General features: G+C 59.3%; 20 protein-coding genes. 11 read left to right on the plus strand and 9 right to left on the minus strand.

Going from position 1 to position 18,916, the window contains the following annotated elements; genetic code table 11:
* Window positions 1-54: 54 nt before the first annotated feature.
* Entirely contained in the window at window positions 55-2,433 is a 2,379-nt protein-coding gene (locus I6L34_RS14150) for a PilZ domain-containing protein (RefSeq protein ID WP_058056750.1), read from the minus strand.
* A 100-nt stretch (window positions 2,434-2,533) separates the two neighbouring features.
* Here I6L34_RS14150 and radA point away from each other — a divergent pair, with 100 nt between their 5' ends.
* Window positions 2,534-3,901: a DNA repair protein RadA gene (gene radA / locus I6L34_RS14155; RefSeq protein WP_005340481.1), complete on the plus strand. Its 1,368-nt coding sequence runs from the start codon at window positions 2,534-2,536 to the stop codon at window positions 3,899-3,901.
* Window positions 3,902-3,980: 79 nt separating this feature from the next.
* Here radA and I6L34_RS14160 read toward each other — a convergent pair whose 3' ends face one another.
* Together I6L34_RS14160 and rsd are read right to left on the minus strand one after the other, a co-directional pair.
* Entirely contained in the window at window positions 3,981-4,361 is a 381-nt protein-coding gene (locus I6L34_RS14160; protein ID WP_005340482.1) for a PilZ domain-containing protein, read from the minus strand.
* 100 nt (window positions 4,362-4,461) lie between these two features.
* Window positions 4,462-4,944 (minus strand): sigma D regulator, encoded by a 483-nt coding sequence (rsd, locus tag I6L34_RS14165; protein ID WP_216954864.1) that lies wholly within the window; start codon window positions 4,942-4,944, stop codon window positions 4,462-4,464.
* Window positions 4,945-5,281: 337 nt separating this feature from the next.
* On the opposite strand from rsd, the gene hupA reads away from it, so the two are divergent.
* Window positions 5,282-5,554, plus strand: coding sequence for a nucleoid-associated protein HU-alpha (gene hupA, locus I6L34_RS14170; protein ID WP_005340484.1), 273 nt, complete (start codon window positions 5,282-5,284; stop codon window positions 5,552-5,554).
* 127 nt (window positions 5,555-5,681) lie between these two features.
* Here the strand turns inward: hupA and I6L34_RS14175 are convergent, their stop codons facing one another.
* The 3 genes from I6L34_RS14175 to I6L34_RS14185 form a co-directional block, all read right to left on the minus strand.
* On the minus strand, window positions 5,682-6,125 hold the full coding sequence (locus tag I6L34_RS14175; protein WP_005358045.1) for a PACE efflux transporter: 444 nt from the start codon (window positions 6,123-6,125) through the stop codon (window positions 5,682-5,684).
* A gap of 162 nt (window positions 6,126-6,287) precedes the next feature.
* On the minus strand, window positions 6,288-7,145 hold the full coding sequence (locus I6L34_RS14180) for a hypothetical protein (RefSeq protein ID WP_216954865.1): 858 nt from the start codon (window positions 7,143-7,145) through the stop codon (window positions 6,288-6,290).
* Window positions 7,146-7,256: 111 nt separating this feature from the next.
* A complete protein-coding gene (locus I6L34_RS14185; protein WP_216954866.1) occupies window positions 7,257-8,480 on the minus strand; it encodes an Nramp family divalent metal transporter in 1,224 nt (407 codons plus the stop codon).
* 237 nt (window positions 8,481-8,717) lie between these two features.
* On the opposite strand from I6L34_RS14185, the gene rpsF reads away from it, so the two are divergent.
* The 4 genes from rpsF to I6L34_RS14205 all read left to right on the plus strand — a co-directional run bounded on the left by rpsF (window position 8,718) and on the right by I6L34_RS14205 (window position 10,706).
* The gene (gene rpsF, locus I6L34_RS14190) at window positions 8,718-9,104 is read left to right on the plus strand and encodes a 30S ribosomal protein S6 (RefSeq protein WP_005308887.1); all 387 of its coding nucleotides are present in this window, start codon (window positions 8,718-8,720) and stop codon (window positions 9,102-9,104) included.
* A gap of 30 nt (window positions 9,105-9,134) precedes the next feature.
* Window positions 9,135-9,365 carry a 30S ribosomal protein S18 gene (rpsR, locus tag I6L34_RS14195; RefSeq protein WP_005308890.1) on the plus strand — a complete coding sequence of 77 codons (231 nt, stop codon included), beginning with the start codon at window positions 9,135-9,137 and terminating at the stop codon, window positions 9,363-9,365.
* Window positions 9,366-9,417: 52 nt separating this feature from the next.
* On the plus strand, window positions 9,418-9,864 hold the full coding sequence (rplI, locus tag I6L34_RS14200; RefSeq protein WP_005340490.1) for a 50S ribosomal protein L9: 447 nt from the start codon (window positions 9,418-9,420) through the stop codon (window positions 9,862-9,864).
* 101 nt (window positions 9,865-9,965) lie between these two features.
* On the plus strand, window positions 9,966-10,706 hold the full coding sequence (locus I6L34_RS14205; protein WP_216954867.1) for a ferredoxin--NADP reductase: 741 nt from the start codon (window positions 9,966-9,968) through the stop codon (window positions 10,704-10,706).
* 49 nt (window positions 10,707-10,755) lie between these two features.
* Here I6L34_RS14205 and I6L34_RS14210 read toward each other — a convergent pair whose 3' ends face one another.
* Both I6L34_RS14210 and I6L34_RS14215 read right to left on the minus strand, forming a co-directional pair.
* On the minus strand, window positions 10,756-11,106 hold the full coding sequence (locus I6L34_RS14210) for a hypothetical protein (RefSeq protein WP_058056756.1): 351 nt from the start codon (window positions 11,104-11,106) through the stop codon (window positions 10,756-10,758).
* Window positions 11,107-11,125: 19 nt separating this feature from the next.
* Window positions 11,126-11,422: a hypothetical protein gene (locus I6L34_RS14215; RefSeq protein WP_005348982.1), complete on the minus strand. Its 297-nt coding sequence runs from the start codon at window positions 11,420-11,422 to the stop codon at window positions 11,126-11,128.
* A 255-nt stretch (window positions 11,423-11,677) separates the two neighbouring features.
* Between I6L34_RS14215 and I6L34_RS14220 the strand changes: the two genes are divergently transcribed.
* Window positions 11,678-12,688: a Preprotein translocase subunit SecY gene (locus I6L34_RS14220; RefSeq protein WP_216954868.1), complete on the plus strand. Its 1,011-nt coding sequence runs from the start codon at window positions 11,678-11,680 to the stop codon at window positions 12,686-12,688.
* 54 nt (window positions 12,689-12,742) lie between these two features.
* On the opposite strand, the gene I6L34_RS14225 is transcribed toward I6L34_RS14220, so the two are convergent.
* The gene (locus I6L34_RS14225; RefSeq protein ID WP_162484561.1) at window positions 12,743-12,910 is read right to left on the minus strand and encodes a hypothetical protein; all 168 of its coding nucleotides are present in this window, start codon (window positions 12,908-12,910) and stop codon (window positions 12,743-12,745) included.
* A gap of 56 nt (window positions 12,911-12,966) precedes the next feature.
* Between I6L34_RS14225 and I6L34_RS14230 the strand changes: the two genes are divergently transcribed.
* The 4 genes from I6L34_RS14230 (at window position 12,967) to gshA (ending at window position 18,879) form a co-directional block, all read left to right on the plus strand.
* Window positions 12,967-13,944 carry an NADP-dependent oxidoreductase gene (locus I6L34_RS14230; RefSeq protein ID WP_216954869.1) on the plus strand — a complete coding sequence of 326 codons (978 nt, stop codon included), beginning with the start codon at window positions 12,967-12,969 and terminating at the stop codon, window positions 13,942-13,944.
* On the plus strand, window positions 13,941-14,378 hold the full coding sequence (locus tag I6L34_RS14235) for a YqaA family protein (protein WP_005348990.1): 438 nt from the start codon (window positions 13,941-13,943) through the stop codon (window positions 14,376-14,378). Before I6L34_RS14230 ends, I6L34_RS14235 begins: the two co-directional genes overlap by 4 nt.
* 27 nt (window positions 14,379-14,405) lie before the next feature.
* Window positions 14,406-17,219, plus strand: coding sequence for a pitrilysin family protein (locus I6L34_RS14240; protein WP_216954870.1), 2,814 nt, complete (start codon window positions 14,406-14,408; stop codon window positions 17,217-17,219).
* Between the two features lie 61 nt (window positions 17,220-17,280).
* Window positions 17,281-18,879: a glutamate--cysteine ligase gene (gshA, locus tag I6L34_RS14245; protein WP_216954871.1), complete on the plus strand. Its 1,599-nt coding sequence runs from the start codon at window positions 17,281-17,283 to the stop codon at window positions 18,877-18,879.
* Window positions 18,880-18,916: the final 37 nt, after the last annotated feature.

The following is an 18,916-nucleotide window of genomic DNA, read 5'->3' on the forward strand; positions in this document are numbered from 1 at the left end:
CAAAAAACAGGGCGCCTCGAGCGCCCTGTTTCATTTCTGTCTGTTTCCGGATCTTCAGTTCAGCGGCGGTGTGATGCCAAAGCGGAACAGGGTGGCCTGGGTGGTATCGGTCAGTTCTCCTACCCCCACCACGCTCCACAGCTCCTCTTCCAGCTTGCGCGCCTTGTGGATGGCGAACTTGGCGATGTAGTCCAACTCGTTGGCGATGAAGTTGGTGTCGGGCCGTCCGGTACGGGAGATGCCGACCAGCACCGAGTAGAACTCCCCCTGTTGCTGCGCCAGCTCGATGAACTGACGCTTCTCTTTGACATTGGCAAAGCTGCTGGCCAGCCGGCTGCTGAAGATGGGCAGGCCGGCCTTGGTCTGGATGCTGGCGATATAGACCTCGTCCTCTCTCGGTTTGTCCTCCCGCTCGATGGCACGCAGCGGGTTCATCAGCAGCTCCTTGAGCAGCTCCCCCTGAAACAGCGGGTAGAGGTTCTCCTGCTCCGGCAGCTCGGCACAGGCTTGCAGCAGCCGCTGCAGACTGCGCGGTTGCAGAGACTTGCCGATGGAGGCCGGTTTGGGCGCGCCTTTCAGCTTGTTGACGTAGACCGGCGAGTTGAACAGGTGGTGGGTATAGATGTTGCGCAGGGCCCGCGCCAGCCCGCGATAGCGGCGCTGCTCCTGCGCCGCCTTGAGCTTGTTCTGGTTGCTCTCGATCAGCAGGCTGAAGAATTGGCGGCCGGTATGGCGATCCGAATCCCCTTCGATGCAGAGGTGCAGCACGGTGCGGGTCATGTTGAGGCTGACCAGCCGGTAGGAGAGGCGCTGCAGATCCATGCTCTTGGAGAGCTCCTGCAAGCGGGGCAGGGCGATGGTCACCACATCGTTTTTCTCGCCGATAAAGGCATCTTCCAGCTCGATTTGCAGGCCGTGAGTCGAGATGTCGCGGGTCCAGCCGATCCAGGATTTGCCGTTGTGATGGATGGCGACCGCGGTCTTGTGGATGTAGCGCGACTCCTTGCGCAGCTGAACATAGTGCAGGGTCTCGATCTCGAACGGGGCAACCCCCTGTTCGTGACCAAAGCGTTGCAGCTCGTTGGCGTTGTTGCTGACCCCTTCCTGATGGAACTCTTCCCGCTGGGACTCCAGGCCGATCTCCTGCAGCAGGCCGCAATAGCCGATCTGTTTGAGCCGCTCGAGCAGCAGGATGTCTTGCAACTGCGGGTTGTCCTGCCCCTGCAGTTGCCCCACATCCGCCTCGATCAGATCGCATGCCTCCAGCGTGAACTTGTAGACACGCCAGCTGGGCCGGCGTGAGCCCACCTGGAAGAAGAGGGCGGTGAGGCCACTCTGACGCAGCTCCTCGGCGGTGGCGGAGAAGAAGTAGATGTGGCTGCGCACCGTGTGGGTAAAGCAGTAGATGATGGTCTCGGTGGTGGTGCCGGGGGCCGGGCAGAGCCGTTTCATCCGCTCTGCGCTGAAAAGCCCCGCGAGGGCATCGCGGTTTTTCTCATCGCGCCAATACTCCAGCAGGTGCTGGTTGTTTTCCGTACGCAGGGCAATCTCGAGATTTGGGCTGTCGCCGGTGCCGAAGAAGAGCGGCATGCCGGTCATCCGCGGCAGGTAGAACTGCTCATACCCCTTGATGATGGCGGCGGAGAGCAGATAGTCGACGCTGACCCGATAGCGGATCTTGTTGGCATCGATAAAGTCGCTGAGGAAGGCATCAAAGGCTGGCTGTTCGCCGGAGCGTACCAGCCGCAGCCAGTATTTCCCCTCTTTACTCTCTTCGCCAAGGATCTGATAGCCGACCGGCTGGTGCAGCACTGGATTAGGGGTGTCCCGCTCCAGTCCGGTAAAGAAGACCTCCACCTGGGCGCCGGTGTGATAGTTCGGCAGATAGGGAACCGAGACCCGCATGCCACCCAGCGAGAGATCGGAACTCTTGGCGAACAGCTTCTCACCATCCTGAAACTTGATCAGCACCGGCGAGCTGAAGTGCATCCGCTCCTGGCGGCGGCCATAGTAGCTGGCAAAGGCAATGGTATTGACATCATATTGCCGGAAGGGGCTGGCCGGTGGCGACAGCTGACCATCCACGCGGGCGTTGTGGTGCTGTTTTTGCCACTGTTGCAGCGCCTCGTAGACACCGAGGGTATAGATATCGCGGTAGAGATAGCACTGGGACTGGAACAGGGCAATCGCATCGGCGGGCATGAAGTGAGTGATGCCGTCAAACTCATGCACCAGGCACTCATCCTCCAGCTCATCGCGCATATCGATGACCCTGCGGCAGGGGGAGCACTTGCGCTTGAGCTCCATCTTGATCAGAAAACGGCTGTTGCTGTTTTCCTCCTGAGTCATGCGGTTGAAGATCTCCTCGAAATCTTTCTCCCGCAGCAAGGGGACGAGTTGTTCAATCAGATGTTGCTGGTGTTCTGAATCCATTTGTTCCTGCCACGGAAAGTCACTTTTCCGATTCTGGGTTTGATCTGTCGGTCGCAAACAAGTATATCAAGCAGGAATTCATCCTGTCCCCGAGTTATCAATGGCCAAAAATAAAACTGCTTATGTTTGTTCCGAATGTGGTGCCGACTTCACACGCTGGCAAGGTCAATGCAGCGAGTGCAAGGAGTGGAATACCATTACCGAGGTGCGCCTCGGTTCGGTGAGTCCCGCTGGCAAGAGTGCCCGTTACACCGGTTATGCCGGCGCGGTCGGCAGTCAGGTACAGACACTGGCAGAGATCGCCACCACCGAAATTCCCCGTTTTACCTCAGGTTTCAAGGAGCTGGATCGGGTACTTGGTGGCGGTGTGGTGCCCGGCTCGGCCATTCTGATCGGCGGCAACCCGGGGGCGGGCAAGTCCACCCTGCTGCTACAGACCATGTGTGGTCTCGCAGAGCGGATGAAAACCCTCTATGTCACTGGTGAGGAGTCGCTCCAGCAAGTCGCGATGCGGGCCAACCGCCTTGGGCTACCCACCGACAAGCTGCGGATGCTTTCCGAGACCAGCGTCGAGCAGATCTGCCTGATTGCCCAGCAGGAGCAGCCGCAGATCATGGTGATTGACTCCATTCAGGTGATGCATGTGGCGGATGTGCAATCGTCCCCCGGTTCAGTCTCTCAGGTGCGCGAAGCGGCTGCGTTGCTGACCCGCTACGCCAAGCAGAATCATGTGGCCATCTTTATGGTGGGTCATGTGACCAAGGATGGCAGTCTGGCGGGCCCCAAGGTGCTGGAGCACTGCATCGACTGCTCTGTGCTGCTCGATGGTGGCCATGATTCCCGTTTTCGGACTCTGCGCTCCCACAAGAACCGCTTCGGTGCGGTCAACGAGCTGGGGGTCTTTGCCATGACCGAACAGGGGATGCGCGAGGTGAGCAACCCCTCCGCCATCTTCCTCAGCCGGGGGCAGGAGCAGGCGCCCGGTTCCATCGTCATGGTGATCTGGGAGGGCACCCGGCCGCTGCTGGTGGAGTTGCAGGCGCTGGTGGACTACTCCCAGCTCTCCAACCCGCGCCGGGTGGCGGTGGGGATGGATCACAACCGGCTCGCCATGTTGCTGGCGGTGCTGCACCGTCACGGCGGGCTGCAGATGGCGGATCAGGATGTCTTCATCAACGTGGTCGGCGGGGTCAAGGTCGAGGAGACCAGCGCGGATCTGGCGCTGCTGCTGGCGATGGTCTCCAGCTTCCGGGATCAGGCGCTGCCCAAGGATCTGGTGGTGTTCGGTGAAGTGGGTCTTTCCGGTGAAATTCGCCCGGTGCCGTCTGGCCAGGAGCGGTTGCAGGAGGCGGCCAAGCACGGTTTCCGCCGTGCCATCGTGCCGCACGCCAATGCCCCCAAGCATCCCATCGAAGGGATGGAAGTGGTGCCGGTCAAGAAGCTGTCAGAGGCACTCGAGGCGCTGTAATCGTCCCGCATTGCAATCGAGAGAGCAGAACAACAAAAAGAGCGCCTCTGCGCTCTTTTTTATGGGCTGGAACCTGCCATCAGGGCTGGCTATGTTCCAGATGTTCGCTCAGCAGTTGTTCCAGCTCGCGGTGGAGCAGCTCTTCGTCGCCGACGTTAAGCTCGATCATCCGCTTGAGATGGGTGGCGCTGTCGATATCGATGTGGTGGCAGTAGAAACCCAGCTTCTTGCTGGCTTCGTGGGTCAGCTCGACCTGCATTTTGATCTCGATATCGCTACCGCTCAGGATAAAGCTGAGCTGGTACTCCTTGTTGTCACGGCTCTCCCAGTCGTCGGGGCGGATCAGCAGGGCTCCCTGCAAGGAGACGTCGACAAGCTGGGTCTGCCACTTCTGTTCCCCCTGGGTGAGTTCTGCCATGGTCAAGTAGAGGATCCGTGCAAAACGGCGGCGCTCAGACATGCTCATCTCCTGTATGCAATAAGTGTGGACGCTAGGGTCATTGCTCTGAGTGTAATCCACCTTGGTTGCCAGTATCTTGAACTTGCTCCGAAAATGGCATTCAGGCTTGCTGGGTACTCAAGGATTCCACTACATGAAGCGCCTTGACCAGGCGATCTTCCTGTTTGAACCGCTCTTCCAGAACCGGACCCAACTCGTTGAGATCATCATCCAGTAGCAGCAATTGGGCCTCGTCGGCATCACTGTATTTGTCGTTGAACTCGAGGGCGAATTCAGTGCTGTTACGAATATGGGGATAGATGCGCTTGGCCAGCTCCAGTGTTTCGCCGCTGGCTTGCTCGAAGGCGGTGACGACGTGGTGGTAGATCTCGAAATGGCCTGCACTGACATAGTCGACCAGCCGGTCGCAAAACTGATGCAGCTCTTCTGTTTTGGGCAGGCTGCGTTGCTTGATCCGCGCCGGAGTGAGGCCTGCCAGCTGCATGTATCCAACCAGCAACGCTTGCCTTGCATCCAGCCAGTCGTCGATAGCCTTATGCTTGCCTGCCAGCGCCTGCTTGGTCTGTTCCAGTTTCGTCAACATAATCCCTATCCCTCCGTGGGGCAAAGGCCGGCCGATTGTTCGGTATTCCGAGCCGTTTGAGCAGTGACACAACCTATAACTAGGGAAAATCTGGGCAAGCGTCAATAGCCATGGGGGGATAATGTTAAGTGGCGAAGAAATAGTCAGCGGATTGTGTCTGCGTGCTAGCAGGTTTCAGGCCTGCTCACGGTTTTTCGCGTGTGGAATGTGACTATTTCCGCAGATCTTGATGAAAACCCCAGCGTTTGACGCGTTCGGCTCGATAAAGGCTTTGCCTGTGCGTTTTTTTTTGCATAGAGTGACCCAGCGCTAAATGCCCGATCATAAAGGAAATGTTATGAACAAAGCTCAACTTGTCGATGCGATTGCCGCCAAAGCAGATCTGAGCAAAGCTCAGGCCAAAGTGGCTCTGGAAGAGATCATCAATGGTATTACCCAGAGCTTGAAAGAAGGCGATGCTGTGCAACTGGTCGGTTTTGGCACCTTCAAGGTCACCCACCGCGCAGGCCGCACCGGTCGTAACCCGCAAACTGGTAAAGAGATCCAGATTGCTGCTGCCAACGTGCCTTCATTCGTGGCTGGCAAGGCTCTGAAAGACGCCGTCAAGTAAGTCCGAAAGTCTGTTTTGTCCAATGCCAGTCAGCTTGCTGACTGGCATTGTTTTTATGGGATTCTCCCATCCTTCCTATTAGTCCTTCCTGACTTTTCCTTCTGTCAGCCTCGTTGCGGCTGAGGCCTTATGCCGTTTGCGGGTTGGATGGCAGCGGCCAGATCCGCTCATAGGCCCAGGTAAAGACCATGATGTAGACGAGGTAGAAGGCGACGAAGCCGAGATCCAGCATCAGGGCGTCCCACACTCCCAAATCGAGCCAGAACATGACACAAGGGAGGGAGAGCATCATAAAGCTCGCCTCATAGCCAAACGCATGCAGGAAGCGGTCCAGTGGTCGCTTGTTGGTGCGCCCGCAAAGTTTGAGCAACCCCTTGTCGAACAACAGGTTCCAGCCATAGGTCCAGGCGGTGGCGACGATGGAGAAGAAGATGGCCAGTGAACCGACCTCGGCGACGCCCTGACCGAACAGCTGGCTGATCAGCGGCGCGACCAGTGCCAGCCCTATGCCTTCGTAGAGAACCAGATAACGAAGTCGATCAGGGGTGGTGCGAAGTTGAGTACTACTCATGGGGATGTGCCTCCTGTGGGAGGCGCATTCTAATCAGGGTGTGGTTAAAAGAGAAGCATCGGTCCGTCATGACTGGCGTTTAGGGGCATGATGATGCCCCCTCTTTGCGATACTTCTCTATTGCCAATTTGGGCGTTAGCCCTGAGTAGTCAAGTCTGCGACTCAGGCGCCGGTTGGCGTGACCCGGGTCAGCATGGCAAAGTCCTCTTCCACTTGAGTGAGCTGTACCTTGGCCTCCCCCAACTCGGCGAGCGAGGCAACATGGGTGCCGCCACAGGGAATGGTGACCTCCTGGCCTTCCAGCGTGCAGTGCCAGTAGCGCGAATCGATGATCGCCTCTCCTGCGCGGCTGCGGCGGATTTCGCTCCCGGCTGCGATCCAGTCGGCCAGTTGCTGGTTGGCTTTCTCTTCAATCAGCGCCAGATCTGCCAGCAGCGCCTCGCTGTTAACCCCCTTCTTGCGCAGGCTCTTGCCTATGCGGTACTGCTCCCGCGATCCGCAAGGCTCGACCCGCGAGCTTTGAATAGCAAGACGATCGAAGTCGGGCTGGCCCAGTGCATCGCGCTCGCTTACCTCCTTGCGCCAGTAGGGGGTGAGTACTCGATTGAGCGCCAGCGCCGCCAGATGGCAGCCACTATGGCCCAGACTCAGGGCGTGGCGGGCAGCGCTATCTACTTGCAATTCGACCTGGCTGCCAACGGCTAGCGCGTGGTCACCGGTCATTGGATGGACCACCACGAAACGCCACCCCTCTGCGCCCCGCTTGACCGGAATGGCAGTATCGACGAACAGCTCGCCATCCGGGCTGATGGCCCCCATTCGGCAAGGGCCAATGGTGGCTTCGCCTCCTTCCCAGCGAACATGGCCCACATCCCCCGGCTGATCGGGCCAGAGGTGGCTCTGGGGATGAAAAGGGGTGAGGTCGGTGACCAGCAGTGTGGTGTCGCCACGCTGGCAGCAGACCACGCTGGCCTGCTCCTGATGATGGCCCAGCACGAAGCTGGCTCGGGTATGTTCCATGGCAAGGCTCCCGCAACGATAAATGAGAAGAGAAAGCGGCAGCATACGCCAAAGTGCGAAAGGGCTCATTAACCAGTGTTAATGAGCCCCTCTTCTCGGTTTTACGGTTCGCTAGATCATGGCGACCAGCAGATAGGCGTTGAGGCCAATCACCAGCGCAACGATAAGGCGGCCTATGGCTTGTGTGACCGGATGGTTGCGATGTTGCCCCATCAGCGCCCGATCGCCGGTCAGGATCAACAGCGGGATCAGGGCCAGCGCTATGCCAAAGCTCAGGATCACCTGACTCAACACCAGAATTTCGGTGGTGTTGAGCCCCATGGCGATCACCACGAAGGCGGGAGCCATGGTGATGGCGCGTCGCAGCCAGAGCGGGGTGGTAAAGCGGACAAAACCCTGCATTACCACTTGCCCGGCCAGGGTGCCCACCACGGTAGAGCTGATGCCGGAGGCGACCAGCGAGAGGCCAAACAGGGTGGCTGCTGCCTGACCCAGCAGCGGAGTGAGGGTCTGATAGGCGGATTCCAGCTCCGCCACCTGCTGGTGGCCCGAGCTGTGGAACGCGGCGGCCGCCATCGCCATCATCGCCAGATTGACGAAGCCGGCGATAGTCATGGCAATCGCCACATCGACCCGGGTGGTGTGCAGCCGCTGGCTGACCGAGCCTTGATCCTGCGTGTGCTGGGTCAGTGCCGAGTGCAGATAGATAACATGGGGCATCACGGTGGCACCGAGCACACCGGCGGCCAGATAGACTGCATCGCTATTGGGCAGACCGGGGAAGAGGGCCCCCTCCAGCAGGCTGGGCAGATGGGGGCGGGAGAAGATCAGCTCGACGATGTAGGCCGCCGCGACAAACAGCAGCAGGCCACCGACCACGAACTCCAGTGGTTTCTGACCACGGGACTGCAGCATCAGGATCCCCCAGGTCACCACGGCGGTGATACAGGCTCCTTCAAGCAAGGTCACGCCAAGCAGTAGCTTGAAGCCGACTGCGGCGCCGATAAATTCGGCGAGATCGGTGGCCATGGCGATGATCTCTGCCTGCACCCAGTAGGCCCAGACCGCCGGTTTTGGCAGTCGGTCGCGGATGTGCTCCGCCAGATTCTTGCCGGTGACGATACCGAGTTTGGCCGAGAGGGTTTGCACCAGCATGGCCATCAGGTTGGCCCATACCACTACCCAGAGCAGTTGGTAGCCAAAGGTAGAGCCCGCCTGAATATTGGTGGCGAAGTTGCCCGGGTCGATATAGCCGATGGCGGCGATAAAGGCAGGCCCGAGCAGGGTCAGTTTGAATTTGCGGGCTGGAATTGTAGTCGTCAGTGCGGGTTGCATGGCATCACCCTCCATAAGGATATGGAGAGAGAATAGATCTAAGTGATAATCATTATCAATTGTTGTTTCTGATGATTTCCATCGGGAAAAACATTTAAGGCAGTCAGTTGCAGTGAGGGATGTGATTTCGTACAATACGCCGCCCTAGAAAAGCAGCGACTAAACACCTTTATGTTCCTTGCCTCCGAGGTCTGGCTGCACCTGGGCGGAGGCTGAATTAATCCGTAAGGAGCTAAAATGCGTCATTACGAAATCGTCTTCATGGTTCATCCGGACCAGAGCGAGCAAGTTCCCGGCATGATCGAGCGTTACACCGGCGCCATCACCACCTCCGGTGGTACCATTCATCGCCTGGAAGATTGGGGCCGCCGTCAGCTGGCTTACCCGATCGACAAACTGCACAAAGCCCACTACGTTCTGATGAACGTAGAAGCAGAGCAAGCCGTTATCGATGAGCTGGAAACCAACTTCCGCTTCAACGATGCCGTTATCCGCAACATGATCATGCGTACCAAGCACGCCGTGACTGAAGTTTCTCCGATGGCCAAGGCCAAAGAAGAGCGCTTCACCCGTCGTGACGACGAGCGCCGCGAAGAAGCTACTGAAGCTGCTTCCGAAGAGTAATTCTGGATCACTGACTAGAGGATAAAGGCCATGGCACGTTATTTCCGTCGTCGTAAGTTCTGCCGCTTCACCGCCGAGAACGTTACCGAGATCGACTACAAAGATATCGTTACTCTGAAAAACTACATCACTGAATCTGGCAAGATCGTACCGAGCCGTATCACCGGTACCCGCGCCAAGTATCAGCGTCAGCTGGCACGCGCCATCAAGCGTGCTCGTTACCTGGCTCTGCTGCCGTACACCGATCTGCACAACAAGTAAGAATCGGCCCGGCACTTAAGCCTAACTCAACGAAATTTATAGAGGAAAGGTAATGCAAGTTATCCTGCTCGACAAAATCGCCAAACTGGGCGGTCTGGGTGACCAAGTTTCCGTGAAATCTGGTTATGCCCGTAACTACCTGATCCCGCAAGGCAAAGCTGTTATGGCCACCAAGGCCAACATCGAAGCTTTCGGTGCTCGTCGCGCTGAGCTGGAAGCCAAACTGGCTGCCAACAAAGCTGCTGCTGAAGAGCGTGCTGCCAAGCTGGCCGAACTGGCTACCGTGGTTATCGCTTCCAAGTCTGGCGACGAAGGCAAGCTGTTCGGTTCCATCGGTACCCGTGACGTGGCTGAAGCCATCACTGCTGCCGGCGTAGCCGTTGCCAAGAGCGAAGTCCGCATGGGCAACGTTCTGCGTAACACCGGTGACTACGAAGTTGCTGTTCAGCTGCACGCTGACGTTAAAGCAACCGTACAGATCCAGGTTGTTGCCCTGTAATAGCGATTCGCTTTTGCAGAGAAAACCCGCGCACTTGCGCGGGTTTTTTATTTTCAGGCCCGGGGGTAGAGTGAAGCTCTGTTCCTCTGGAGGAGATCTCTATGGCCTGGGTCGAAGGTCGCGTCATCGAACGCATCGAATGGACACCCACTCTGTTCTCCCTGCGGGTAGCGGCCGATCTGGCCCCCTACAAGGCAGGTCAATTCACCAAACTGGCCCTTGAGCAGGGCGAGCGGCGCATTCAGCGCGCCTACTCCTTCGTCAATCCTCCCTCTGCGCCATACCACGAATTCTATCTGGTCGAGATCCCGAGCGGTGAGCTGACCCCTTCCCTCGGCTCGCTGCAAGCGGGCGACACTCTGCTGGTGCAGTCTCTGGCCACCGGTTTTCTGACACTGGATGAGGTTCCGGCCGGACGCGATCTCTGGCTGCTCTCGACCGGCACCGCCATTGGCCCCTTCCTCTCCATGCTGGCCGAGGGCGAGGCCTTCAACCGTTTCGACAATCTGGTGCTGGTACATGGGGTGCGCAAAGGCGAAGAGCTGAGCTATCAGGATTTGATCGCCAGCTTTGCCGAGCAATATGGCGAGCGCTTTCGCTATGTCCCCTTTGTCAGCCGCGAGCCCTGGCTCGATGCAATGGCAGGGCGGATCCCGGCGGCGATTGCCAATGGTCAGTTGCAGGATCGAGTGGGGTTGGAGTTCTCACCCGAGCTGAGTCAGGTGCTGATCTGCGGTAATCCGGAGATGGTGAAAGAGACCCAGCAGACCTTGCTGGCGCTGGGGTTGGCCAAGAATCTGCGGCGGGCGCCGGGCAATATCAGTGCGGAGAATTATTGGTAAAACAATCAGCACAGGGGCACCAGGCCCCTGCTGCATCAGGAGAGGGCGTTCAGTTCTTCTTGTCGTTGCCCTTGTTTTTATCTTTCTGTTTGTCGTGACCTTGCCCGGGGTTATTGCCGCTGTGGATGCTGCGGTTGTAGTGATCCCGGTACTTGCCATCCATCTTGTCGCAGTTGAGTTTGATCCGGCTGTCGCCAATGCCAAGATCCAGACAGTTGTCCTGCCACCAGTCGTACTCTTTGTCATCCCAGTCGAGATTGATCTTGATGTCATCACCGGAGATCTTGATGCCATCGCCATTTTTGCTTGGCGGCGCCGCAACCGCGATGCCATGCGCCATCAGCAGGGAGAGCAGCAGGGCGCCACGCTGGATAACGGGGTTGTGTTTGGCTTGGGTCATCGCAAGGGTACTCCTGTCGTTATTGGCCACTCTGCGAGTTGGCAGGGAGCTGGTTGGTTTGCGGTGGCTGGTTGCGGTTCTCTTCATCTTCCAGATTGAATTTGACCGCCCTGCAGTCGGCCGGTGCGGTTTCGCCGACCCCCAAGTCGAGGCAGTCGTTCTGGGTCCAGCCGAACTGCTTGTCATCCCAGTCCAGATTGAATTTAAGCTCATCGACGGAGAATTCGGAGCCACTGCTCTCTTGATATTGCTGGGTCGCTGCGGCGCTGCCGGTAACCAGAAGAAGGGAGAGTAGCAAAGTGGTCTTACTGTTCATGATGGCCTCGGATAATTGCAACGGTGGATGAGTGTACAGACCGGAGCTGAACCCGGGCGGAACTGTTCCCCATCTCACCACATGATCAAGTCAGGGAGGGATTGTATCGCTTTTCTGCTGCCGATTTGTCCGTTTTGGTCGCACTCTGGGCAGCTGGTTGCCAATCTGAAGGAATTCAGTCATTTGCCCTTCTCTGGGCGAGTCTGGCGACTATAATCGGCAGCCAACTTTTCCTGCACAGCACACCCCTTCATCATGACCACACATGACTCCTCCACACTACGCTACCCCAAGGGGTGGTTTGCTCTGACGACGGTATACAGTTTCACCGGGTTGGCCATTCTGGCTTCCATTATCTTCTCCCTGCTGCTGTTCCTCTCCATCGATGACAACCCGCTGATGAAGTGGCTGTTCGGCGGCTTGGCCATCATCTTCGAGCTGGGCAAGTTTTACGTCTGGTACGAGTATGGCGAGCGCAAGGCGCGGCGGGATTTGAGTGGCGCTTTCTGGTCGCTGTTGTTCTACAGTGTGCTGGCGGCTATCTCCATCGGCGGCAGTATCGGTGGCATCAACAGCGCCACCAATACGGTACTGAGCCAGCAGGCGCGCCACGAGCGGGAGCTTGCCCGTTTCGATGAGCAGATCGCCAGCATCGAGCGGCAGATCCAGCTCAACGAGGAGGCAGCCCGCAAATACATCGAGCTGGAGCGGATCTCCAGTGGTGTCTCCTCGTTGCAGCACGCCAACACCAAGCTGCGCTTGCAGCAGGATGAGCTGCGTCAGCAGCGCGATGCCAAACCGGTCAATGAACAATCCTCCATGCTGGGGCTGATGAGCAGTCTGGCGGACGGGGTGGGGATGAGCATCAGTCAGGTGCAGTTCCTGCTGGTCTGCTTCCTCTCGGTGCTGCTCGACGTGTTCGGTGCCTTCTTCGTTAGTCTGATCGGCGAGGAGAACCGCTTTCGCCGGATGTGGCGCTGGCAGCAGGATCAAGCTCGCAGAGAGGCGCAGGCAGCGTTGGCGATGGCAGCCCAGCCCGAGCCCATCATGCCCCCAGAGCCAGCCCCCGAAGTGCTGGCGCAGGTGCGCGGTGCGCTGATGAGTGGTGAGCTCAAGTGCAGCAAGCGCTCGGTGGCACAGGCGCTGTCACTCTCGCTGGAGGAGGTGGATCGGGTGTTCCACCATCTGCTGTCGCAAGGGGTGCTGGGGCAGGGGAGCAATCGCCACTACTACCTCAATCCGGCGCTGGAGCAGCAACCCGGATAGTGAGAAGGCCACCGGAACGCTGTGGCCTTTTTCGTTATCGAGTGGCTGTGGCACTCAGTGAGTCAGCACCATCATCAGGCTGAGGAAGGCGGCCAGTCCGCCACCGATGCCGATGATCCAGTAAAACCCCTTGGCCCCCTGTTTGAGCGGGATGTGGAAGTAGAGCAGAAACGCCCACCACCCCAGTGCCAGCAACAGAGGAATAAGAAACATTCGAGCCATGGTGTCCTCGCTGTTATTCTGTTGACCCTTGATCAATCAACAGGATGGATTGTGCAATGACGCAACTACAGATTACCGCATTCGGTGACCCCTCGGTACTCAAGCTCAACCCTTCCCTCGATAAGGTGCCAGCCGATGGCGAAGTGCGGGTACGCATCTGCTTTGCGGGGGTCAATCCCATCGATGCCAAAACCCGCGCCGGTCTCGGCTGGGCGGCGGCCCAGAACAAGGACAAGCTGCCCTGGACACCGGGTTATGACATTTCCGGCGTGGTAGAGAAGGTGGGCCCCGGCGTGACCTCACTGGTCGAGGGGGATCGGGTGTGCGGCATGGTCGGTTTTCCCCTCACCGCCGGTGGCTACGGGGAGTCTGTGGTGGCAAGCGAGAACGAGCTGGTCAAGCTCGACGGGGTGAGCCTGCAGCAGGGGGCCGCGTTGCCGCTGGCCGGTCTCACCGCTTGGCAGGGGCTGTTTGAGCACGGCGCCCTCCAGAGCGGCCAGCGGGTCTTGATCCTCGCCGGTGCCGGTGGTGTCGGCCATCTGGCGTTGCAGTTTGCCAACGCCTATGGCGCCGAGGTGGTGGCTACCGCCAGCCCGGACAACCATGGCTTTCTGCATGCTCTGGGGGCGCGCTGGATGGTGGATTACCATGATGCGAACTGGCCAGTACGGGTGGTGGCAGAGGTCGGCCAGGTCGATCTGGTGCTGGATCTGGTGGGCGGCGAGAGCGGCAAGGCGGCGCTGGCCTGTGTCAAACCGGGTGGCCGCCTGGTGACTGTGCCTACCATTACCGCCCAGTTGATCAAGGATGCTGGGGCTGCGGCGGGGATCGAAGTGGTCGGCATGCTGGTTCACCCTGACCAGAAGCAGCTGGGTCAGATGTTGATGCTGCTGCGTCAGGGGGAGGTAAAGGTCACCCTAGCCGGTGAATTCCCCCTGGCCGAGGGGGCGCTGGCCCATCAGGCCATCGAAGGGGGCCATGTACGCGGCAAGTTGCTGCTGCGGATGCCTGCGGCCGATGGCTATCCCGGATGAGCGAGATGATGGAGATGGGACTGGGGTGGCTCTTTTTAAGCGCATTCACCTCTGCCACCCTGCTGCCCGGCAGCTCGGAAGTGCTGCTGGGGGCCATGGCGGCCAAAGGGGAGTGGAGCATGGCGAGCCTGCTGCTGTGGGCGACGCTGGGCAATACCCTCGGATCCATGACCACCTGGTGGCTCGGCTGGCTCGCCACCTTCAAGAAAAAACCGGAAGATTTTCAAGGCCGTGGGGAACAAAAAGCCTTAGGCTGGCTCAAACAACATGGTCACTGGTGTCTACTGCTTGCCTGGACGCCGGTGGTCGGTGATGGTCTCTGTCTGTTGGCTGGTTGGCTGCGCCTCTCCTTCTGGCGCTCTCTCATTTTGATCGGGCTCGGCAAATTGTTCCGTTATGCCCTGGTTTTTCTGCTGGCCAGTCATATTTTCTAGCCTGTTTTTGTCACTCACGAGGTTACCGTGAACAAAGTCATACCTTTAACGATTCTGCTGGGCTTCACCCTGCCGGTGCTGGCGGCACCGACCCTGATCGCCGAACAGGGCAAGGAGGAGGGCAAGCTCGCCATCCCCTACCAGATGTACAAGCTGGACAACGGCCTGACCGTGATCCTGGCCCCCGATCGCTCCGATCCGCTGGTACACCTTGATGTGACCTATCACGTCGGTTCATCCCGCGAGACGGTCGGCAAGTCCGGTTTCGCCCACTTCTTTGAGCACATGATGTTCCAGGGCTCGAAACACGTCGGTGATCAGGAGCATATGCGGATCATCAACGAAGCCGGTGGCGACATGAACGGCACCACCAACAAGGACCGCACCAACTACTACGAGACAGTGCCGGCCAACCAGCTGGAAAAAGTGCTCTGGCTGGAGGCGGACCGGATGGGCTTCCTGCTCGATGCGGTGAGCCAGAAGAAGTTCGAGATCCAGCGCGCCACCGTCAAGAACGAGCGGGCCCAGCGGGTCGACAACCAGCCGTACGGGCTGGTGAGCGAGAAGGTGGGGGAGGCGCTCTATCCGCGTACTCACCCTTACTCCTGGCAGCCTATCGGTTACGTGGAAGATCTCGACCGGGTCGATGTGAACGACCTCAAGCAGTTCTTCCTGCGCTGGTATGGCCCCAACAACGCCACCCTGACTCTGGGCGGCGACTTTGACAGCAAGCAGGCCCTCGAGTGGATCGAGAAGTACTTCGGCTCCATCCCGCGCGGCCCGGACGTGGCCGAGCCGACGCCAAAGCCGGTGACTCTGCCCGAGACCCGCTACGTGACGCTGCAGGACAAGGTACACCTGCCGCTGCTCTATATCAGCTACCCCACCGTCTCCCTTGGCGATCCGCAGGAGCCGGCACTCGACATGTTTGCCGACGTGCTGGGAGGTTCCGCCAGCTCCATGCTCTACCAGTCGCTGGTGAAAACCGGCAAGGCGATCGATGTGGGAGCGTCCCACTACTGTGAAGAGCTGGCCTGTACCCTCACCGTCTACGCCTATCCCAATCCGTCGGTGGATGGCAGCCTCAAGACCCTCAAGGGGGAGGTGGACAAGGTGATCGGCGAGTTCGCCCAGCGCGGCCTCAAGCCGGAAGATCTGGAGAAGGCGATCGCCAAGTACCGCGCCTCAGCCATCTGGGGTCTGGATAGCGTCTCCGGCAAGGTGAGCCAGCTCGCCATGGGTCAGGTGTTTGCCCAGGATCCCAACTATGTGTTCAAGACTCTCGATGCCATCGGCAAGGTGACACCGGAGCAGGTGAAGGCCGCCTACGACAAGTTCATCGCCGACAAGCCGGCGGTGGTGTTGAGCGTGGTGCCCAAGGGCAAGACAGAGTGGCAGGTTGCCACCCCGAACTTTACCCCCGCCAAGCGCGAGCTGCCGGATTACAGCAAGCATGACGAGGCGCTGGCCGAACGACCGGTAAAAGACAATTTCGATCGCAGCGTGCAGCCCAAGGCGAGCGAGGCGGTGAGCGTCAAGGTGCCCGCCATCTGGCACGGCAAGCTCGACAAGAACATCGAGATTATTGGCACCAAGAGTGACGAAATCCCGGCCGTCTCCATCATGATTGCCCTGCCGGGCGGCATTCGTGCCGAAGATAAGGGGCAGCTTGGGCTGGCCAATCTGACTGCCGCCATGATGGGGCAGGGCACGGTGCGCCTGACCGAGGCTCAGCTCAGCGACGAGCTGCAAAAGCTGGGCTCAAGCATTGATGTCTCCAGCGCCCAGTACAACAACCTCATCACCGTCAGCTCGCTGGCGGACAAGTTGCCCCAGACCCTGGCGCTGGTGCGCGAGGTGCTGGAGCGCCCGGGCATGCGGGAGGCGGACTTCGAGCGGGTCAAGGCGCAGCTGCTGCAAGGGATGCAACAGGCCCAGCAGCAGCCCGAGTGGCTGGCCGGGCAGGCGTTCCGCGAGCTGGTCTACGGCAAGCAAAACCGCCTCGGTCAACCTACCGATGGGGTGGCGGCCGATGTGGCCAAGCTGACCCTGGCCGACGTGAAGCACTTCTATCAGGCCTACTACAACCCCACTAACGCCAAAGTGGTGGTGGTCGGTGATGTGGGCCAGAAGCAGATCGAGGAGCAACTTGGCTTCCTGACCGAGTGGAAGGGGGCCACGCCGACTCTGGGGGATCTCAAGCTCAAGGGTGAGCAGGCCAAGCCGGGCATCTATCTGGTCGACAAACCGGGGGCGCCCCAGTCGGTGATCCGCATCGGTCGTCGCGCCATGCCGTTCGATACCACGGGGGATTACTTCACCGCCGGGCTGATGAACTTCAATCTGGGTGGCAACTTCAACAGCCGCATCAACCTCAACCTGCGGGAAGACAAGGGCTACACCTACGGCGCCAGCTCGGGTTTCTCCGCCAACCGCGAGGTGGGCACCTTCGCCACCGGCGCCAATGTGCGGGCCGATGCGACTGTGGATGCCATCCGCCAGTTCCTCAAGGAGATGGACAACTACCGCAAGAGCGGCCCGACCCCGGTCGAGCTGGCCTATATGCGCAGCGCGGTCTCCCAGCAGGATGCCCTCTCTTACGAGACCTTGGGCCAGAAGGCGGGCTTCCTGCTGCAGATGGTGATGTATGACCTGAAACCGGACTATGTGCAGGCCCAGAACAATCTGATCAAAACGGTGTCGCCCGAGGCGCTGAAGGCCAGTGCGGCCCGTTGGCTCAATCCGGCCGACATGGTGATCGTGGTGGTGGGAGACAAGCAAAAGCTTGAAAAACCCCTGAAGGAGCTTCATCTTCCCATCTATCCGCTGCAGTTGCCGTAACTGACGCTTTATAAAAATCAAGAGCCGCCCCGGATGGGGCGGCCTCACATGAGCCGTGAATATGACTACAACAAGCTTGTCGCTCACCGAGTTGCTGAATGCGTTGGGATCACCGGAGCGCCTCACCGCGCTCAAGGGGATCCGGCGCGGGATCGAACGTGAATGCCTGCGCATCACGCCGGATGGCCGACTCGCCCAGAGTGACCATCCACGGGCGCTGGGCTCGGCCCTGACCCATCCCAATATCACCACCGACTACTCGGAGAGCCTGCTGGAGTTCATTACCCCGGCTACCGACTCCATCGACAGCCTGATGGAGCAGCTCGGCGATATCCATCACCATGTGATTCAGCATCTGGGTGACGAGCGGATTTGGCCGCTCTCCATGCCCTGCTTCGTCGGTGGGGAAGAGAGCATCCGGCTGGCCCAGTACGGCAGCTCCAACATCGGCAAAATGAAGACCCTCTACCGTCAGGGCTTGAAGAACCGTTACGGCAGCCTGATGCAGGTGATCGCCGGGGTGCACTTCAACTTCTCCATGCCCGACAGCTTCTGGAGCGAGTGGCAGGATCTGGTGTGCGAAGGGTGCTGCAGCCAGCGCTTTATCTCCGATAAATACATGGGGCTTATTCGCAACGTCTACCGCTTCGGCTGGCTGGTGCCCTATCTGTTTGGCGCCTCACCGGCCATCTGCGAATCCTTCCTCAAAGGGCGCAAGAGCAACCTGCCGTTCGAGAAGACCGGCAAGGGCACCCTCTATCTGCCTTACGCCACCGCGCTGCGTCTCTCCGATCTCGGTTACACCAACAGCGCCCAGGCTGGGCTCAAGATCAGCCACGACAATCTGCCAGCCTATGTCAGCAGCCTGCGCCGCGCCATCAATACCCACAATCCCGACTTTGCCAAGATCGGGGTCAAGGTGGATGGGGAGTATCGTCAGCTCAACGACAACGTGTTGCAGCTGGAGAATGAGCTCTACGCCCCAATCCGCCCCAAGCGTACCCCGCGCAGCGGCGAGAAGCCCTCGGATGCGCTGGATCAGCGCGGCATCGAATACATCGAGCTGCGCACCGTAGACGTCAACCCTTTCACCCCGCTCGGTATCGATGCCGACCAGATCCGCTTTTTCGATCTGTTCCTGGTCTGGTGCCTGCTGCGCCCCTCTCCGGTGCTGAGTGACGAGGAGATTGCCCGCAACCGCCGCAACCAGAACAAGGTGGTGCTGGAAGGGCGTCGTCCCGGCCTGACGCTGGAAGATGAGCAGGGCAATGCCATTGGCCTCAAAGAGTACGGCCTCAAACTGTTTGACGAGCTGGCTCAGGTGGCCGATCTGCTGGATCGCTGCTGCGGCCGCAACCGCTATCGCGAGACGCTGGCAATGCATCGGGAGAAGCTGCTCGACCCCGAGCTCACCTATTCCGCCCGCATGCTCAAGGAGCTGCTGGAGAGTGGCAAGGACAATGGCTGCTACGGCGACAAACTGGCGACCCGCTATCGCGAGGAGCTGCTGGCAGGCGAACTGCAGTACTGGGATGAGGCCTACTTTGCCGGTGAGGCGAAGGATTCGCTGGCCAAGCAGCGGGAGCGCGAGCGCAGCGACAGCGTGTCGTTCGATGACTTCCTGGCCGACTACTTCGGGACCAGTAACACTACGGCCTGAAGGCGGGTTCGTACCAACCAAAGTGCCAACAAAAAGC

The sequence above is a fragment of the Aeromonas sp. FDAARGOS 1404 genome (assembly GCF_019047085.1).
Taxonomy (GTDB): Bacteria; Pseudomonadota; Gammaproteobacteria; order Enterobacterales; family Aeromonadaceae; genus Aeromonas; species Aeromonas veronii.

Coding starts and splice junctions, on each gene's coding strand:
- I6L34_RS14150 (WP_058056750.1), bottom strand. CDS start 2,433: ATGGATTCAGAACACCAGCAACATCTGATTGAACAACTCGTCCCCTTG.
- radA (WP_005340481.1), top strand. CDS start 2,534: ATGGCCAAAAATAAAACTGCTTATGTTTGTTCCGAATGTGGTGCCGAC.
- I6L34_RS14160 (WP_005340482.1), bottom strand. CDS start 4,361: ATGTCTGAGCGCCGCCGTTTTGCACGGATCCTCTACTTGACCATGGCA.
- rsd (WP_216954864.1), bottom strand. CDS start 4,944: ATGTTGACGAAACTGGAACAGACCAAGCAGGCGCTGGCAGGCAAGCAT.
- hupA (WP_005340484.1), top strand. CDS start 5,282: ATGAACAAAGCTCAACTTGTCGATGCGATTGCCGCCAAAGCAGATCTG.
- I6L34_RS14175 (WP_005358045.1), bottom strand. CDS start 6,125: ATGAGTAGTACTCAACTTCGCACCACCCCTGATCGACTTCGTTATCTG.
- I6L34_RS14180 (WP_216954865.1), bottom strand. CDS start 7,145: ATGGAACATACCCGAGCCAGCTTCGTGCTGGGCCATCATCAGGAGCAG.
- I6L34_RS14185 (WP_216954866.1), bottom strand. CDS start 8,480: ATGCAACCCGCACTGACGACTACAATTCCAGCCCGCAAATTCAAACTG.
- rpsF (WP_005308887.1), top strand. CDS start 8,718: ATGCGTCATTACGAAATCGTCTTCATGGTTCATCCGGACCAGAGCGAG.
- rpsR (WP_005308890.1), top strand. CDS start 9,135: ATGGCACGTTATTTCCGTCGTCGTAAGTTCTGCCGCTTCACCGCCGAG.
- rplI (WP_005340490.1), top strand. CDS start 9,418: ATGCAAGTTATCCTGCTCGACAAAATCGCCAAACTGGGCGGTCTGGGT.
- I6L34_RS14205 (WP_216954867.1), top strand. CDS start 9,966: ATGGCCTGGGTCGAAGGTCGCGTCATCGAACGCATCGAATGGACACCC.
- I6L34_RS14210 (WP_058056756.1), bottom strand. CDS start 11,106: ATGACCCAAGCCAAACACAACCCCGTTATCCAGCGTGGCGCCCTGCTG.
- I6L34_RS14215 (WP_005348982.1), bottom strand. CDS start 11,422: ATGAACAGTAAGACCACTTTGCTACTCTCCCTTCTTCTGGTTACCGGC.
- I6L34_RS14220 (WP_216954868.1), top strand. CDS start 11,678: ATGACCACACATGACTCCTCCACACTACGCTACCCCAAGGGGTGGTTT.
- I6L34_RS14225 (WP_162484561.1), bottom strand. CDS start 12,910: ATGGCTCGAATGTTTCTTATTCCTCTGTTGCTGGCACTGGGGTGGTGG.
- I6L34_RS14230 (WP_216954869.1), top strand. CDS start 12,967: ATGACGCAACTACAGATTACCGCATTCGGTGACCCCTCGGTACTCAAG.
- I6L34_RS14235 (WP_005348990.1), top strand. CDS start 13,941: ATGAGCGAGATGATGGAGATGGGACTGGGGTGGCTCTTTTTAAGCGCA.
- gshA (WP_216954871.1), top strand. CDS start 17,281: ATGACTACAACAAGCTTGTCGCTCACCGAGTTGCTGAATGCGTTGGGA.